At 74.9% G+C, this 16,144-nt stretch carries 15 protein-coding genes; 7 read left to right on the forward strand and 8 right to left on the reverse strand.

What is annotated here, in order from left to right:
* Positions 1-27 precede the first annotated feature (27 nt).
* The 4 genes from ACZ5GH_RS37305 to ACZ5GH_RS37320 all read right to left on the reverse strand — a co-directional run bounded on the left by ACZ5GH_RS37305 (position 28) and on the right by ACZ5GH_RS37320 (position 3,241).
* Entirely contained in the window at positions 28-972 is a 945-nt protein-coding gene (locus ACZ5GH_RS37305; protein ID WP_464336615.1) for a hypothetical protein, read from the reverse strand.
* Positions 960-1,163, reverse strand: coding sequence for a hypothetical protein (locus ACZ5GH_RS37310; protein WP_464336616.1), 204 nt, complete (start codon positions 1,161-1,163; stop codon positions 960-962). The genes ACZ5GH_RS37305 and ACZ5GH_RS37310 overlap by 13 nt, the downstream gene beginning before the upstream one ends.
* A gap of 204 nt (positions 1,164-1,367) precedes the next feature.
* Complete coding sequence (locus ACZ5GH_RS37315) at positions 1,368-2,018, reverse strand: response regulator (RefSeq protein ID WP_387754809.1); 651 nt, start codon at positions 2,016-2,018, stop codon at positions 1,368-1,370.
* Complete coding sequence (locus tag ACZ5GH_RS37320; RefSeq protein WP_464336617.1) at positions 2,006-3,241, reverse strand: sensor histidine kinase; 1,236 nt, start codon at positions 3,239-3,241, stop codon at positions 2,006-2,008. The genes ACZ5GH_RS37315 and ACZ5GH_RS37320 overlap by 13 nt, the downstream gene beginning before the upstream one ends.
* Before the next feature lie 382 nt (positions 3,242-3,623).
* Here ACZ5GH_RS37320 and ACZ5GH_RS37325 point away from each other — a divergent pair, with 382 nt between their 5' ends.
* The 3 genes from ACZ5GH_RS37325 (at position 3,624) to ACZ5GH_RS37335 (ending at position 6,488) form a co-directional block, all read left to right on the forward strand.
* A complete protein-coding gene (locus ACZ5GH_RS37325) occupies positions 3,624-4,544 on the forward strand; it encodes a DUF5995 family protein (RefSeq protein WP_387754814.1) in 921 nt (306 codons plus the stop codon).
* 41 nt (positions 4,545-4,585) lie between these two features.
* Positions 4,586-5,533, forward strand: coding sequence for a GlxA family transcriptional regulator (locus ACZ5GH_RS37330; RefSeq protein ID WP_464336618.1), 948 nt, complete (start codon positions 4,586-4,588; stop codon positions 5,531-5,533).
* A 178-nt stretch (positions 5,534-5,711) separates the two neighbouring features.
* On the forward strand, positions 5,712-6,488 hold the full coding sequence (locus ACZ5GH_RS37335) for a DJ-1/PfpI family protein (protein WP_387754820.1): 777 nt from the start codon (positions 5,712-5,714) through the stop codon (positions 6,486-6,488).
* Between the two features lie 36 nt (positions 6,489-6,524).
* Here the strand turns inward: ACZ5GH_RS37335 and ACZ5GH_RS37340 are convergent, their stop codons facing one another.
* The 3 genes from ACZ5GH_RS37340 to ACZ5GH_RS37350 are packed head-to-tail and all read right to left on the reverse strand — an operon-like array spanning position 6,525 to position 9,292.
* A complete protein-coding gene (locus tag ACZ5GH_RS37340) occupies positions 6,525-7,280 on the reverse strand; it encodes an HAD-IA family hydrolase (RefSeq protein WP_464336619.1) in 756 nt (251 codons plus the stop codon).
* 10 nt (positions 7,281-7,290) lie between these two features.
* A complete protein-coding gene (locus tag ACZ5GH_RS37345) occupies positions 7,291-8,283 on the reverse strand; it encodes a YdcF family protein (protein ID WP_387754825.1) in 993 nt (330 codons plus the stop codon).
* A gap of 13 nt (positions 8,284-8,296) precedes the next feature.
* Positions 8,297-9,292, reverse strand: coding sequence for an NAD-dependent epimerase/dehydratase family protein (locus ACZ5GH_RS37350; RefSeq protein ID WP_464336620.1), 996 nt, complete (start codon positions 9,290-9,292; stop codon positions 8,297-8,299).
* 124 nt (positions 9,293-9,416) lie between these two features.
* Here ACZ5GH_RS37350 and ACZ5GH_RS37355 point away from each other — a divergent pair, with 124 nt between their 5' ends.
* The 4 genes from ACZ5GH_RS37355 to ACZ5GH_RS37370 all read left to right on the forward strand — a co-directional run bounded on the left by ACZ5GH_RS37355 (position 9,417) and on the right by ACZ5GH_RS37370 (position 15,071).
* Entirely contained in the window at positions 9,417-10,613 is a 1,197-nt protein-coding gene (locus ACZ5GH_RS37355; protein ID WP_464336621.1) for an MFS transporter, read from the forward strand.
* Positions 10,614-11,632: 1,019 nt separating this feature from the next.
* Positions 11,633-11,914 (forward strand): helix-turn-helix domain-containing protein, encoded by a 282-nt coding sequence (locus tag ACZ5GH_RS37360; protein ID WP_387754923.1) that lies wholly within the window; start codon positions 11,633-11,635, stop codon positions 11,912-11,914.
* Positions 11,915-12,341: 427 nt separating this feature from the next.
* Positions 12,342-13,340 carry an ArsR/SmtB family transcription factor gene (locus tag ACZ5GH_RS37365; RefSeq protein WP_464336622.1) on the forward strand — a complete coding sequence of 333 codons (999 nt, stop codon included), beginning with the start codon at positions 12,342-12,344 and terminating at the stop codon, positions 13,338-13,340.
* Positions 13,341-13,736: 396 nt separating this feature from the next.
* Complete coding sequence (locus ACZ5GH_RS37370) at positions 13,737-15,071, forward strand: glutamate ligase domain-containing protein (RefSeq protein WP_464336623.1); 1,335 nt, start codon at positions 13,737-13,739, stop codon at positions 15,069-15,071.
* A 210-nt stretch (positions 15,072-15,281) separates the two neighbouring features.
* Here the strand turns inward: ACZ5GH_RS37370 and ACZ5GH_RS37375 are convergent, their stop codons facing one another.
* A complete protein-coding gene (locus ACZ5GH_RS37375) occupies positions 15,282-16,115 on the reverse strand; it encodes a TIGR04222 domain-containing membrane protein (RefSeq protein ID WP_464336624.1) in 834 nt (277 codons plus the stop codon).
* Between the last annotated feature and the right edge of the window lie 29 nt (positions 16,116-16,144).

The following is a 16,144-nucleotide window of genomic DNA, read 5'->3' on the forward strand; positions in this document are numbered from 1 at the left end:
GTGGGGGAGCGGTGCCGGGCCCGGGTCTCAGGCGGGGCGGTCGCAGACCGCCGCGACGCCCTTCGCGGGCGGGCGGGTGGTGCCCCGGTAGCCGCCCGCGCGCAGGACCCCGTCGATCCCGGCGTTGACCGATTCCGCGCAGCGGCGGGCCGCCTGCAGGCCGAGCAGCGCGCTCCTCAGCCCCTTGATGTCATGGGCCGTCAGCGCCTGCGCGCAGCGCCGGCTGCCGTCGTCCGCCTTGGTGGTCACCGCGTGCCAGTCGGCCCGTAGGCGGGGGTCGGCGGGCACGCGGAACCAGCCCGTCTCGAACCAGGCGGCCTTGCCCCACTGGGCGCAGACCGGCCGCAGGCGGCGGTCCAGTGCGTCCCAGTCGTCGTCGGCGTCCCGGGCGTCCCGGATCGCGGCGTTCAGTCGGCTGTCGTACGAGAGCGCCATGCCGATGAGGTCCTTGCCGCCGAGGCGGTACCAGGCCCGGATCTGCCGCAGGCGGGTGGCCTGCGAGACCGGTGGGTCCGGGAGCCCCCAGAAGTTCACCAGGTTGCGCTGGGAGGCGACCTCGTCGACGGTGAAGCCCAGCCGGTACCTCCACCGGGCGCCGTCCGCCGCGGTGCCCGCGACCGCCACGGCGCACAGCAGGAACACCGCGAGGCGCCGTGCCCGCCGTCCCCGGGCCCCCGCTCCGCCGGTCTCGACGCCGGGGCGGACGGACGGGGCGTCAGGACGCCGGCCACGCCGGACGGCCGTCACGGCGACCGCGCCGAGCGCGACGACGACCGCGACCAGCCCGGACAGGACGAGGGCGTTGTTCAGCACGAACGTGAACGGGAACAGCGGCCTCGACCAGGCCGGCCGCCAGGCGCAGCCGTCCGAGAGGACGTCGAGCGGGGTGACGCAGCCGTCCACGGAGACGAGCAGCGTCACCGCGGCGAACCCCAGCAGGGTCGCCGTCTCGGCGGCGATCAGGGCGCCCACCAGCCGGTAGCGCCGGTCCGCCGCCCTGCGCCGCGGCTCAACCGCCGCACCACCGTGGCGTCGTCGAAGCGGCGGAGCCCCTCCACCAGGAACAGCTCGTCCGGTGCGAGGTCCTCCACGACCGACCGCACCACGTCACGCACCAGTACGGCCGGCCGGCCGTCGCCGGTCAGGTCGGTTTCGGATCCCACGCGTCCCCCAGAGCCCCGAGAATCCAGCCGGCCCGCACCGGGACCGGAATGCCGGACCGTCCACTGTGGCACGGAATGTGACGGTCCGGCAGGACTTTCCACGAGCCTGCGCCATTCGCCCGCCACCAGGAGAACGCCGTCCTCGGGCTGCCGTCCGGGCCAGAGTCGAAGACCCGGGCGGTAGGGGTGCGGGCGGCGGGTCGGTCAGGTCGGGGAAGCGCCGAGGAACCTCAGGACGGCGAGGACGCGCCGGTGGTCGGCGTCGGCTGCGGGCAGGTCGAGTTTGGCGAGGATGTTGTTGATGTGCTTGGCCACCGCGCTGTCGCTGACGACCAGGGCCTCGGCGATCCCGGTGTTGGAGCGTCCCTCGGCCATCAGGGCGAGCACCTCCCGTTCGCGTGGCGTCAGCCGGTCGAGCGGGTCGCTGCGGCGGCGCACGAGCAGCTGGGCGACCACCTGCGGATCCAGTGCCGTGCCCCCGGCTGCCACCCGCCGGACGGAGGCCGCGAACTCCTCCACGTCGGCGACGCGCTGCTTGAGCAGGTAGCCGACGCCGCTGGTGTTGGTCGCCAGCAGGTCGGCCGCGTACCGCTCCTCGACGTACTGCGAGAGCAGTACCACCGCGCTCTGCGGCCATCGCCGACGGATCGTCAGCGCGGCGCGCACGCCTTCGTCGGTGAAGCCGGGCGGCATGCGGACGTCGACCAGGGCCAGCTCGGGCCGGTGTTCCTCGACGGCCGCGAGCAGGGCTTCGGCGTCGCCGACTTCGGCGGCGACCTCGAAGCCGGCCATTTCCAGGACCTTGACGAGCCCGACACGCAGCAGCAGCGAGTCCTCGGCGATCACAGCCCGCACGGCAGCTCCACGGCAAGGGTGGTCGGGCCCCCGACCGGGCTGCTGAGGTGGAGGACGCCGTCGACGGAACCGACCCGTTTGGCCAGCCCGCTCAGTCCGCTGCCGGTGGAGGCGTCGGCGCCGCCGATCCCGTCGTCGGTGATGTTCACGCGCAGCATTCTCCCGATCTGCTTGACGGCGACGTCCACGCGGGTGGCGCCGGCGTGCTTGGTGACGTTGGTGAGCGCCTCGGAGACCACGAAGTAGGCGACCGACTCCACGGTGGGCGCCGCTCGCTCGTCGAGGTCGACACGCAGCCGTACCGGGACCGGCACCCGGGCGGCCAGCCCGGACAGCGCCGCGTCCAGCCCGCGGTCCTCGAGGACGGCCGGATGCAGGCCGCGCACCAGGTCGTTGAGTTCGGCGATGGCCTCCTTCGCCTCGCGGTGCGCCTCGGCGATCATGGCGCGGGCCTCGTCCGGCAGGTCGGTCAGGGTGGCCTTGGCCAGGCCCAGGGTGACCGCGAGGGAGACCAGGCGCTGCTGGGTGCCGTCGTGCAGGTCGCGTTCGATGCGGCGGCGTTCGGCATCGACGGCGTCGATCAGCTCGGTGCGGCTCTCCGACAGGTGCTCGACACGCTGCTGAAGCCGCTGGGAGCGGCTGGTCCCGAGCAGCGCGAGCGCGATCCGGGTCTCGGCGCGGGTCACCGGCCCGGTCAGCCAGGGTGCGGCGCACAGCAGCAGCACGCCGGCCGCGGTGTAGGACACCGCCTGGGTCGCGTCGACATGGTCCAGGCGAACCCGGACCGGCAGCATCCGGGCCCACCCGCTGACGGTGACGCCGGCCAGGCCCGCGACCCACGCGGCGAGCACCCCCAGCTCCACCACGGCCAGCAGCGGACCGACGAGCAGGTGGTATCCGGCCTGCCGCCAGGTCTGGCCCGCGGACAGCCACCGCAGAGCGCGCCTCGGCCACCCCTGCCCGCGCGCGGCCGGCAGCCGGAGGACCTCCACTCCCAGCAGCACCCGGTAACGGCGTCGCTGCACGGCGGTGAGCGCGAGCACACCGAGCAGGATCAGCACGACCGGGAGCGGGAGCACCGGCCACGCCCCCGACGTCGCGGCACTCGCCGTCCAGCTCCACAACGGCACCAGCGCAAGGTGCGGCGGAATCCCGACCGCCAGGAAACCGGTGTCCCGCCGGATCCGGACAACTCTGCGCCGCAGCGCCCGGGGAATCGTCATGGCCAGACCGTAAAGCGCCAGGTGAGGGCTGTGCCATGCCCCGTGCACCCGGATCGATGGTGAAACTGGCACCACCCTGGGAACGGCACCCGGCATCACTGGCTGTGATCGCTGAGCGGCTCAGGCTGAAGGGCGTGCAGGAAACCACCGGACTGTTGCCGGAGCCGGACGCCGAGCGCGGCACAGCCATCAGCCTGACCGGCGGCACCAGACCACGGGACTCGCGCAGAGCCACGGAGCGGTCTCCACCCCGGCAGGTTACGGAACGTCATGAGCGGGCACCCCTAGGTCACTTGGGGTGGGTGCGACGACTCAAGGACTTCACCCGCCCGACCGATTCCCTCGGTAACGCCTCCACCGCCGGAAAGCATGAGGAGAGGTCATGGGCCGTCGGCCACGCGGGGTCCGGACGTTCGCTGCCATCGCCATGGCGGGCGCCATCGCCCTGAGCGGCGCCGCCACCTCCGCCGCCACCTCGGCGGCCGCCCCGGCCGCGGCCCCGGCCCGGGCCCTGGTGTGCCAGGGCCCGGTCATCGGTTGTGTGCAGGACGCGCGCCGCACCCTGGAGGCGGTCCGGGACGAGCTGGGATGCGACCACCGCGCGCCCTTCCCCACCGTCTACGTCCACATCGAGCGCACGCTGGAGGCGGCGGTCGCCCAGGGCGGATCCTTCGACGAGCCGTCCTGGCTCGCCGGCAGCCTCAACACCGGCTTCGTCAACCTGTACCTCGACGCCTACGAGGCCGACCGCGCCGGACGTCCCGTCCCGGCCGCCTGGCAGGCGGCGTTCACGGCGGCGCGCACAGCCGATGTCAACGCCGGGCAGGACGTCCTCCTGGGGGCCAACGCGCACATCCAGCGGGACATGCCGTACGTCCTCGCCGCCCTCGGGCTCACCGCTCCCGCAGGGGGCACGCGCAAGCCCGACTACGACCGCTTCCAGACGGTCCTGGACCGCGCCTACGGCCCCGCCGTCCAGGACGTCGCCGACCGCTACGACGTGATCGTCGCCCTCGCCGACGACCGCTGGAACCCCATCGCCGGCCTCACCGCCCGCGCACTGTTCCGCACCTGGCGCGCCCAGGCGTGGGAGTACGCCCGTCAGCTCGCCGACGCCCCCGACCAGGCCGCCCGCGACCGCGTCGCCCACACGATCGAGACGAACGCCGAGCAGTGGGCCCAGCTCCTGGGCACCGTCACGGTCCCCGGCTACCGGACGATCCGCGACGACTACTGCCTGACACATACCGGTGGCGCACTCGCGCCGACCGCAACCGTGGGGAGCCCCCACCCCGACAAGTGAGCCCTGCCCCGCACGGCCACACGGGCGGTAGGGTGCCGGTCATGCACGTGGTCGCCGTCCTCGCAGCCGACGGGGTGTCGGTGCTCGACCTGGCGATCCCCTGCCAAGTGTTCGCGCTCGCCCGGGAGCCCCACGGCGGCCCCGCCTACGAGGTGCGGGTCTGCGGGCGGCGGACGGTCACCGCGTCCGCGGGCGAGACGGAGCCCATCGGGGTCGTCGCTCCGTACGACCTGACGGACGCGCTCGACGCCGACACGGTCATGGTCCCCGGCCTTCCGGCACAACCGGCACCCGACCCCCAACTCCTGGACGTGCTGCGCGAAGCGGCGGCCCGCGGTGCGCGGATCGCCTCCATCTGCACCGGCGCCTTCACCCTCGCCCATGCCGGGCTGCTGGCCGGACGGCGCGCCACCACGCACTGGCGGTTCGCCGACCAGCTGGCCGCCGCGTTCCCCGACGTCCGGGTCGACCCGGCCGTCCTCTTCGTCGACGAGGGCGCCGTGCTGACCTCCGCGGGAATCGCCGCCGGTCTCGACCTGTGCCTGCACATGGTGCGCCGTGACCGGGGCGCCGCCGCGGCGGCCGACGTCGCCCGGATGGTGGTGATGCCTCCGCAGCGCTCCGGCGGGCAGGCGCAGTTCATCGCCCACCCCGGTCCCGTGCGGGAGGACGGCAGCCTGGGCCCGACCCTCCAGTGGATGCGGGACAACCTGCACCGCCCGCTGAGCGTGGCCGACATCGCGGCGCACGCCGCCCTCAGCAGGCGCAGCCTCGCACGGCACTTCCGCGCCCAGGTCGGCACCACCCCGCTGCGGTGGCTGCTGGACCAACGCCTCCAACGCGCGCGCGAGATGCTGGAGACCACCGACGTGCCCGTGGCCCGGATAGCGCGCGAGGCCGGCTTCGGCTCCATCGAGACGCTGCGCCACCACTTCGCCAGGCACCTCGGCACCACGCCGACGTCCTACCGGGCCGCGTTCCTCGTCTGAACCCTCCGAACGGCCCTCCCTCCCTCCCTCCCTCCGTCTCCGCCCGGCCCCCTCCGTCCCCGTCCCCGTCCCCGGTGGCCGGATCTTGCGCCACCACGGCACTGCCGCCCCTCTCCCGGCCACCGCGGGCGCGACCAGACTGGAGGCACCGACCCACCCACTCCCCGGAGGGACTCCCATGGACAGGCGCCACCTGCTGCGCAGCGGCACGGCCGCCGCTGCCGGCCTCGGACTCATCGCCGCCACGCACCGCACGGCAGCCGCTTCCGCACCCGCTTCCGCGCCCGGTTCCCCGCGCGTGCCCGCAGCGGCCACCGCGCCCGAGCCCCCGGCCCCGGACGCCGACGGGTCGAAGCGGCCGCTGCGCGTCCACACCGTCCTCTACGACGGCGTGGAGGAGCAGGACTTCGCCGGGCCGGTCGAGGCCTTCGGCGTGCTCGGCCACGACGGCCGGATCGAGCAGACCTTCGTCACCGCCGAGGGGCCGCGCACCGTCCGCACCGCGGCCGGACTGGAGGTCACGGTCCGCGCACCCTGGTCCCCGCGCTCCGCGGACGTGATCGTGGTGCCCGGCGGCGGGCTCGGCGAGGACTCCGCACTCGCCCGGCAGATCCGGCTGGGCGTCCTGCCGCGGGCCCTGGCGGCCGCCCGCCGGCCCGGCCTCACCCTGGCGGGGGTCTGCTCCGGCACGTTGCTGCTCTGCGCCGCCGGGCTCACCACCGGCCGCCCCTGCACCACCCACCACGCCGCCAAGCAGGAACTGCTCGCGCGCGGCGGCCGGGTCGTCGACGGCCGCGTCGTCGACGACGGCGACCTCGTCACCTGCGGCGGTGTCACCTCCGGCATCGACCTGGCCGTCTGGCTCGTCGAGCGCCACTTCGGTCCGCAGGCCGCGATCCTCGTCGAGACGGTCCTGGAGCACGAACGCCGCGGAACCGTCTGGCGCGAGCGCTGAACACACCCGCCGTCCGCGCCCACGGCGCCGGACGGTTTACGGGAACGGATCGGGGTCAGAAGAGGACCGGCGGGTGAGAGCACGGGTCCGGACGGTGGACATCCCCCCTTCACCGTCCGGGCCCGCGTCGTCGACCGGCCCGGCCACAGGCGCGTGCAGCAGCACCGTCCCCGCGGACACCTCGGCCCGGACCTGCGTCAGGTCCGCCACCGTCGCCACGAGCATCCCCTCGGGCAGACCGCCCAGGCCGTCGCCCAGGCCGACGCAGCGCATCCCCGCCGCCCGGGCCGCTTCGACCCCGGCCCGGGCGTCCTCGAAGACCACGCACCTGCCGGGCGGAGCGCCCAGCGCCGCCGCGCCCTTGAGGTAGCCTTCCGGGTCCGGCTTGCCCCGCTCGAAGTCCTCGGCGGCGAGCAGGACGCCCGGCTCCGGCAGCCCGGCCGCCGCCAGCCGCCCCCGGGCGACCGCCCGCGTCCCCGAGGTGACGATGCCCCAGCGGCCGGGCGGCAGCGAGGCCAGCAGCGCCGCCGCCCCGGGGACGGGCCGGATCCCCTCGAAGTCGCGCTCCTCCAGTGCGGCGATGACGCCCGCCTCGTGGACCGCGTCCAGGTGCGGGGCGACCAGGCGGATCAGGTCGACGTCCCGCCGCCCGTAGGACCTCGCCACCGCCTCGTCGTCGTCCAGGCCGTGTCCCACGGCCCACGCGCGCAGGATCCGTTCGATCAGCGGCAGCGAGTCGACCAGCACGCCGTCGAGGTCGAACAGAACGCGGTCGCAGGCGATCCCGCTCATGCGGTGTCACTCATCCTTCCGTACCGGGGGTGTCGAGGTGCCAGACCTCTCCGGGGCCGCCGGCCCCCGCCCGCCGCAGCGGCAGCGGGAGCCGGTCGCGCCCGAAGAGGAGCGTCGAGGCGATCGTCCTGCCGAGGGCGCCCTCGTCGTGCCGCCGCAGCCGCGCCGACTCCTCGGGCGGCAGGTCGGGGTGGGACACCTCGACGACCCGGCAGGGGAGCTCCGCGAGGCTCGCGAGGTACCGGATCCGGGGCGCGTGGTAGTCGGAGGTCACCAGCAGGACTTCCTCCATGCCGTGCTGCCGCGCCAGTTCGCGCGTGAACAGGACGTCGTCGTAGCTGTGCCGGGTCTCCAGCCGGGCGAGCACCGGCGGCCGCCCGCCCGGCCGCGCGGCCAGCCAGGTCTCGCAGTGCCGCCAGTGCGGTCGGTCCGTGGTGTTGAACTGCGCGCCGAAGCCCCCGGTGAGGACCAGGTGCGTCCCCGGGGCGTCCAGCAGTTCCACGGCGCGCCGGGTGCGGGCCCGCGCGATGCCGCTCAGCACGCCGTCGGCGTCGTTGGGCGCCGCGAGGACGACCACCGCGCGCCGCCCGCTCTCCCTCCGGGGGGCCGGCGGCTCGACGGGGGCAGGCCCGGCGGCACGTGCGTCCAGCGCCGCCAGGTACGCCCGGAAGAGCGGACCGTCCGCGCAGGCCCGCAGAGCCGTCAGTTGGGACCAGTCGGCCGAGAGCCCCACCCCGCCCGACATGGTCAGGGAGGTGCCGGTGGCGGCGCCCGCGCGGAACCGCGCCAGCAGCTCGCCCGGCAGCCGGATCCGGAGCCGGGCGGCCGGGGAATCACCCCACCACCGGCCCAGCAGGTCGTCGGCACCGAAGACCAGCCCGAAGGCCGTACCGGCGGCGGGCCCGCCGCCCGTCACGGTCACCTGGACCGCGAGCCGGGCCCGCCGGTCGTCCGGTGGGCAGAACGGCAACGTACCGTCCACGGCTTCGAACAGCGGGTCCACGGTGCCTCCGGACTCAGGAGTCGGCGAACTGACGGTAGTACAGGACCGTCCGTTCCAGGTCCGCCGCCCTGAACTCGGGGTGCCAGCCCAGCACGTCCCAGCCCTCGCCCTTCGCGACCAGGTCGGCGCTGCGCGTCTCGCCCTTGCGCATCGGCAGGTACTCGATGCCCGCCCGGGAGCCCGTGACCTCCAGGACCATCCGGGCGACCTCGTTCACCGTGAAGGAGACACCGGTGCCGCCGTCGAAGACCTCGCGGCCACCGAAGCCGAGCGCCTCGACGAGCATCCGCCCGAGGTCCGCCGAGTACACCAGGTCGACGGTCTGCTCGCCGTCCCCCCAGACCGGGATCGGCCGCCCGCTCCACGCCCGCACGGCGAAGGTGGGCACGATCTTCTGCACCCCGTAGTGCTTCTGCCCCTCGCCGAAGGCGTTGAAGGCGCGCACGTGGCTGACCGGCACGTCGAAGTTCGCGTGCCACGCGTAGGAGAGGTTCTGGGCGCACTGCTTGGTGGTCTGGTAGACGTTCTGCCACACCTGCGGCATGGTGATGCCGACGAATCCCGCACCGTTCGCGCGGCACGCCTCCAGCACGCGGTAGGTGCCCTTGATGTTGACGTCGATGGCGTCCTCGACGGACGAGAAGAGCTCCTCGGTGCCGAGGATCCCCGCCAGGTGGATCACTCCGTCGACGCCCGCGAGGGCGGGCCCGAGTTTGTCCTCCAGCAGATCCACCCCCGAACTGCGGTCGACGGAAACGGCCTCGTGGCCCTGTTCCCGCAGATACCGAACGGCATATCGGCCGATGAACCCGTCGCCCCCGGTCACCGCATAGCGCATGTCATTCCTCCGCCCTCGACATGGAAAAGCACGGGTGCCTCGCATTATCTTTATGGCAGACGGCGGGCGGCCCGGAAAGGGGACACGAGGCCGCCGGCCCGCCACACAAAAGGGACGTTTCGACCGGAAGGCAGACGGATGAGGTGGGCGGATCGTCCCGGTTGGCCCCATCGACCTCCGTACGGCCCGTGACGCACATCATGGGCGGCGTCCGTTTGACGTCACGCACCCCCAGCCGCCACCAGACCCGCTGGGATTCCCCCGCACCATCCGCCCCAGACCGGCAGGAGCCACCGTGCGCGCAGGTGCCAAAAGGGCCGAAGGATATGTTCCGGCCCTTTTCCTCCTCTTCCTCGTGGGAATTTCCCAATCCAGTACGGGGCCGCTGCTCCCCCTCTTCGAAAAGCATTACACGTCCGGCGCGGCGAACGTCCCGTACCTGATCACCGCCTATTTCGCGGGCTGCCTGGCGGCCATGGTGATCGCCTCGGCCGTCCGGTCCGCAGGCCGCCGGGTGCTCCCGGCCGCCACCCTCGGCTACGCCGCGGGCTGCGCCGGGGTCTTCCTCTCCGGGAACCTCGCCGTCGGCCTCGCCGGCTGCGTGCTCGCCGGGTTCGGGGCGGGCAACGTCGTCCTCACGGTGAACGACGTCTTCGCCCGTCAGGACGACGGCGTGGGGATGGTCAACCTCCTCAACGGGGTGTTCGCCCTGGGCACCGTCGTCGGCCCCCTGCTGGCCGGAGCCTGCCTGGAGTGGGGCCGGCCCTACGGGTTCCTCGTGGTGGCCGTGGGCGCCGCCCTCTGCCTGCGGGTGTCCAGGGTCGCCGCGTGGAGGACCCGCGAGGAGGGCCCCGGCGGGCACCCGGCCCGGGCCCTCGGCAGGAACGCGCTGGCGGGCTTCCTGCTGCTCTACCTGGGATACGGAGGGCTGGAGACCGGGATCGGCGCCTGGGCCGCCAAGGACATCCAGAGCCAGGGGCACACCGCGGCCGCGGCGGCCGTCATCGTCGCGGTCTTCTGGGGCGCCACCGCCGTCTCGAAGTTCGGCGCGGCGGCCCTGGCCCGCAGGGCCACCACGGCGGGCCTGGTCATCACCGGCCTCTCCGGCACCAGCGCCGCCCTCGTCGTCGCGTCCCTGCCGCACGGCGCGGTCGCCGGGTACCTGCTCGCCGGACTGGCGCTGGGACCGGTCTTCCCCACCGGCCTCGCCTGGCTCGCCCAACGCGGCGGGGACCGCCGGTCGGTGGGGCTGGCCATCTCCTCGTCGATGACCGGCAGCATCCTCTTCCCGGCGGCGATCGGCTGGTTCGTGGCGTACGACGTGCGGGCCATCCCGTGGGGGCTCGCCCTCGTCGGGGCCTGCGCCGCGCTCGCGGCCGTCGCGGCCCACCGCACCGCCACCGTCGCCCGCCCCGCGGCGGCCGGCGCCGACGCGGCGCCGGCCGCCCGTCAGGCCGGCGATCGCCTCCGACCAGGCGATCGCCTCCGATAAGTCGGCGACGTCGTCCAGGAGCACGGCCTTCCGTCCCGGCTCGGCCGCGCCGCTGCCCGCCGTTCCGGCGCCGGCACCCGCTCTTTCCCCTGACCCGGACCACGCGGCGGAGGTCGTGGATCCGTCGTTCCCGGGGGCGCGGCGGTGACCGGCCGACCCGTCACGGTGGCCGTGCCCGAGGGGTACCGGGTGGGCCCCTGGCGCGTGGGCCCGCTGCTGGACGCGCCGGGCGTCACCGGACGGCGCCGGCCGACAGCCGTCGCCCGGTCGTCGATGTCGCCGACCGCATCCCCTGCTGTCCGACCTGCTGTCCGACGCGGACCCGGACGACGCCCTCACCCCGCTGCGCCCGGCGCTCGGCGGGGGCCTCGCCGCCGCCGCGCAGCGGCGGGAAATTACCTCACTCGCCAGCGCTCCAAAATCTATGCGCGCCGGAGTAGACATTGCTCGCGGGCGGGTCTAACGTTTCTGTCGTAGACAGCAGTCGGCGATACCGGCCAGACACGAACTGGCCGGAGTTGTTGGACAGAAGTTCGCGGTTCGGTCCGGCAGCGGAGTCCCGGAGCCAGGCAGGTGCAGGACGGCGACGGGACTGGCTGCCGGACCGGGTGGCCCGGAGGTACCAGGGGCCGCCACCAGCAGTACGCAGTCGAGTGAGTGCAGTACCAGCAGTACGAAGAATGACAGTGACCCAGAGGATGAATGGAGGGCGCAGGCGCCATCGGGATCGCCCGGCCCGCGAACGCTCGCCCGGGCGGACACCGCAGACCCCAACGCAAGGACGGTGGTTTCCGGTCACGCATACGCGATCCCCGCACACCCCTCCCCCGGGGCAGTGCGGAAGTAACAGGACCGGCCCAGGCCGGTAGATGGTGTTGTTCCCTTCGGGGCCCCGGAGCCGATACGGCCCCGGGGCCCCTCGACGCGTTCTCCTCGAGAACCAGAGAGGTGCAGTGACTACAACGGCCAGCCCCGACACGCCCGACAAGCTCGACGACGACGACTACCCCGCCTACACCATGGGGCGCGCCGCCGAGATGACCGGCACCACCCCCGGCTTCCTACGAGCCCTCGGTGAACACCGCCTCATCACCCCCCTGCGCTCCGAGGGCGGACACCGCCGGTACTCCCGCTACCAGCTACGGATCGCCATGCGCGCCCGCGACCTCGTCGGCCAGGGCACCCCCATCGAAGCCGCCTGCCGCATCGTCGTCCTCGAAGACCAGCTCGAAGAAGCCCTGCGCATCAACGAACAACTCCGCGGCTCCCAGCGCGCCCAGGAGCCCCCTGCGGACAACTGACCTGCCGTCCGGGCCCACAGCCGCAGGCGGATCCGGGGCGGCCCGTGCTCGGGCCGCCCCTTCGCCGTTCCTGGCCACCCGGTGCTGCGCGCCGACGGCGCGGCGGGCCGTCCGGTTCATGGCCCGGTACGTGACCGGCTCCACCTCGTCCTCGGGCCGCGGGGCACGCGCACCGGGCGGGAGCCGGTCGGGCACCGGCCGGGCACGGTCCGCCGGGCGACACCGGGCGTTCGGTTCGACGAACGCCCGGTCGAGGATCGTGCTCCGGCCCCCACTCCCCTCGTGGTGGGGGCCGGAGCGGGCCTCGGTCGCGCCGACGAGAGAGAGCTTGCAACGGGGACGGCTGGACGGCCATGCATTAGCCTCTGGGCCTAATAGTCACCAACGCGGCAGGTCAGGACCGCTGCGGGGAACCGGAGGAAGGCTCGTGATCGCACTGAGGTTCGGGGTCGCGGACCTCGCGAGGACCCGGTTCGTCATATCCCCGCTCGACCACCTGATGGCCGGCGCGGCCCGGTCGGGCGCGCACCAGGGCAGCGGGTCGCGCAGCGAGCGCTGGTGGCGGGACATCCGCCGCCACGTGCCCCAGCGGGCCGTGCGCTTCCTCGAGGTGGTCAACGCGAGCCCGGTCGGCGTTCCCGACTTCATGGTGGCGGACCTCGACGCCGTCCGCCGGCAACTGACCGACGAGCTCGACGCGCTCCTCTCCGTCCCGCAGCAGGCTGTGGAGGAGGGAGTCGCCATGTTCGGCAGCGGCCCCGAAGTCCCGGCCGCCCTGGCCCGGTTGCGCGAGGACGGCAGCCGGGGCCTGCGCGAGGTCAGCGACGGCGCCTGGGCGCTGTTCCGGACCTGCCTCGCCCCGGACTGGCCTGACATCCGCCGCGCCCTGGAGGCCGACATCGCCGTCCGGGCCCGCACCGCCGCCCGCTCCGGGATCGGCGAAATGCTCGACTCGCTCCACCCGAAGGCCGTCTGGCGGGACGAGGGAGTGCTGGAGTGCACCCTCGGCGACCTGGAGGGCTCCTTCGAACTCGGCGGCCGGGGCCTGGAACTGCGGCCCAACTACTTCGTCCAGCGGAGCATCAGCCTGCTGGCCGGGCCGGACCGCCAGAGCCTGCTGCTGCACCCGATCGCCGCCCCGACCGCCGAGCCCGCGGCCCGGACACCGGCCGCCGACGGCCTCGCCGCCGTGCTCGGCCCCGCCCGGGCCCGCGTCCTGCGCGCCATCGCCGGCAGCGCCTGCTCCACCACCGAGCTCGCCCAGCGGCTCGGCGTCACCCCGCCCTCCGCCTCCGCCCATGCCGCCGCCCTGCGCACGGCCGGCCTGATCGCCACCCGCCGTGAGGGCAAGCAGGTCCGCCACACCCTCACCGACGTCGGCCACGACCTCCTCCTCGACAACCCGCCGCCGCTGCCCCCGGCCTGAGCGCCGGTCGATCGCGGCTCGGACGGACCGTGGGGTGGCACCCTCGCGACAGGGGCCCATGAGGCTGCTCCGACAGGACGCGGTGTCGGCTCATCCGGCCGGCACGGTCCGCCCGGCCGGTCCGCGGTGCTCACCGGTCTTGCCGTTGCGCCCTCCCGGCCGGCCGGCGCCCGGGGCCGCCGGCTGTCTCCCTTCGCCGGGGTCCGGCCGGGGGGTGACGGCCCGCCAGCTGTCCGCAGGCCGCCGTCCGGCCCGCCGCCTGCCGCCCGCCGGCCCGTCCCGGACCGGCCCCGCCGTCCCGGGACGGCAGCGGTTCGTTGCCCCCGGTCACCCGAACGAGCGGCACCGCCACCACCATCGGCCGTCCGTGCCGCCCCGGTGACAGCATGGCGCCTCATGGACTACCAGCAGTGCACGGACCACCTCGCCCGGCTGTTCCGGATCCCGGCGGCGGAGCGCGACGCGCGGCGCGACCACCTGCCCGCGCTGCTGGAGGCGCTCGGCCGCCCGCAGGACGGGCTGCGCGGGGCGATGGTGGTCGGGACCAACGGCAAGGGCTCCACCGCGGCCTTCGCCGTCGCGGCCCTGTCCGCCTCCGGGCAGCGGGTGGGCAGCATGCCGAGCCCGCACCTGCAGGAGGCGCGCGAGCGGGCCCGGGTCGACGGCAGGCCGGTCAGCCGCGCCGAGTACGCGGCGGCCTACACCGAGGTGCTGGCGGCGACCGAGGAACACGGCCTGCCGCTGTCCGCCGCCAGCATGTGCGCCGCGGTCGCGACCGTGCACTTCCGCCGGGCCGGCGTCACCCGGGTGGTGGCCGAGGCCGCCCTCGGCGGACGCAGAGCGGCCGTCCGGGAGCTGGGCCTGGACGTCAAGGTGATCACCGGCGTCGGACTGGACCACACCGACGCGCTCGGCGACACCCTTGCCCGGATCGCCGCGGCCAAGGCCGGCGCGGTGTGCGACGGCGACCACGTCGTCCTCGGACACCTGCACCCCCAGGCGCAGACAGCCGTAGAGGAAGAACTGGCCGCGCGCACCGGCCTGACGCTCTGGCAGCTCGACCGGCAGATCCACTGCACCGCCCGCCCCAACACCACGAGCGGCACCGCCCTGCTCGACGTCGCGACCCCGCGCGGCGAGCACCGCGCCCTGCCCTGCCCCCTGCCCGGCACCCACCAGCACCACAACCTCGCCCTCGGCCTCGCCACCGCGGCCGCGCTCGCCGACCGCGGCCACGCCGCCACCCCGACGGACGAACTCCTGCGCCCGGCCCTGGCCGCCACCCGCTGGCCCGGCCGGCTCGAACTGCTCACCGACGCCCGGCTCGACGGCTGGCACGGCCGGGTCCTGCTCGACGGAGCCCACAACCCGCAGGCCATCGCCACCGTGACACCCGAGATCGAATCCATCGCCGGCACCACCCGCCCCCCGCGGGCCGCCGTCGTCTTCGCCGCGATGCACGACAAGGACGCGGCAGCGATGCTCGCCCGGCTGCCCGAACCGTGGCCGCTGGTCCTCACCCGCACCGACGCACCCGACGCCACCGACCCCGCCACCCTGCTCGACCGACTGCCCCCCGACCGGCGTACGGACGCCGTCACCGCCCCCGACACCGCCACCGCGCTGCGCCGGGCCGCCGCCCTGGTCGGCCACGGCGCACTGGTCGTGGTGCTGGGATCGCTCCGGCTGGTGGGCGAGGCCCGCACCGCGCTCGGCCTGCCCCCGGCCTGACAGCGCCGGACGGCGCCGGCCGGTCGGTCGCGGCCCCGGCATGGTCGGCTTCCTGCTCGGCTGCGTCCAGTGCCGGGTTCGCGGCTTCCCGTTCGGGGTGGGCCGCTCGACGGTTCGACCGCCACTCCCGTCCGGTCGCCGGAGGCCCGGCCGTGGGCCGTGGGCCGGTGGCGGTGGGGGAACCGTCGACCCGAGGGGTCGGCGTCAGCGTCACAGGCCGCCCAGACCCGGTGGGTCCTCGAAGGGCGATGGGGGCGGCGGGGGCGGCGGGGGCGGCGGGCTGATCGCCTTGTCCAACGCGCGGAGCCTGCCGTGGAATTCGCCCCGGGTGGCCTTGCCGAGGATTTCGGCGTCCTCGTCGCCGAGCGGGTCGTGGGTGCGGGGACGCCACGGCTGGTGGCGCTCCCGGTGGGCGGCCAGGGCCGCGCGGCCCGCCTCCGTGGTTCCGCCGGACCGGCGGTGCACGTCCGTGGCGGCCCACCAGCCCGCCACGACGAGCAGGAAGGTGCCCACTCCCGGGACCAGGGGGCTGGGGAAGCCGCGCGCGGCGACCATCCAGACGGACGCGACGCCGAGGCCGAAGGCGGCCAGGCGGATCACGGTCAGCTGGTCGGCGGCCAGTTCGGCCGCCCGGCGGCGGCCCGGGTGGTCGACCAGGCCCTGGTCGCCGAGCCGCCGGCCGACGGCGGTGACGCCCGCAGAGCGCCGCAGCCGCTCCATCCGCCGCCACGCACGGCGCCGCGGCACCCGCCCGAACACCCGCACGACCTCCGCCTCCACCGCGTCCCGCGCGACCGGGTCCACCACGGTGAGCACCCCGTCCGCCGCCGACACCCGGCCGCCGAGCACCATCGAGGCCAGCACCGTCTGCGCCAGCGACCCGGCCCCCCGGTGCAGGTAGGCGACCTCGTAGACCGTCAGTTCCTCCTCCGGCGCCCGCGGGACCACCAGCGCGTCCACGTACGCGCGGTACGCCCGCCGCAACCGCACGGCGCCGATCGCCGTCAGCGCGAAGGCCGCCGCCAGCACCACGATCCACCCCACGACAGCCCCCTCCCCGCACCCGCCAGGCG

Source organism: Kitasatospora sp. Xyl93, assembly GCF_055383135.1.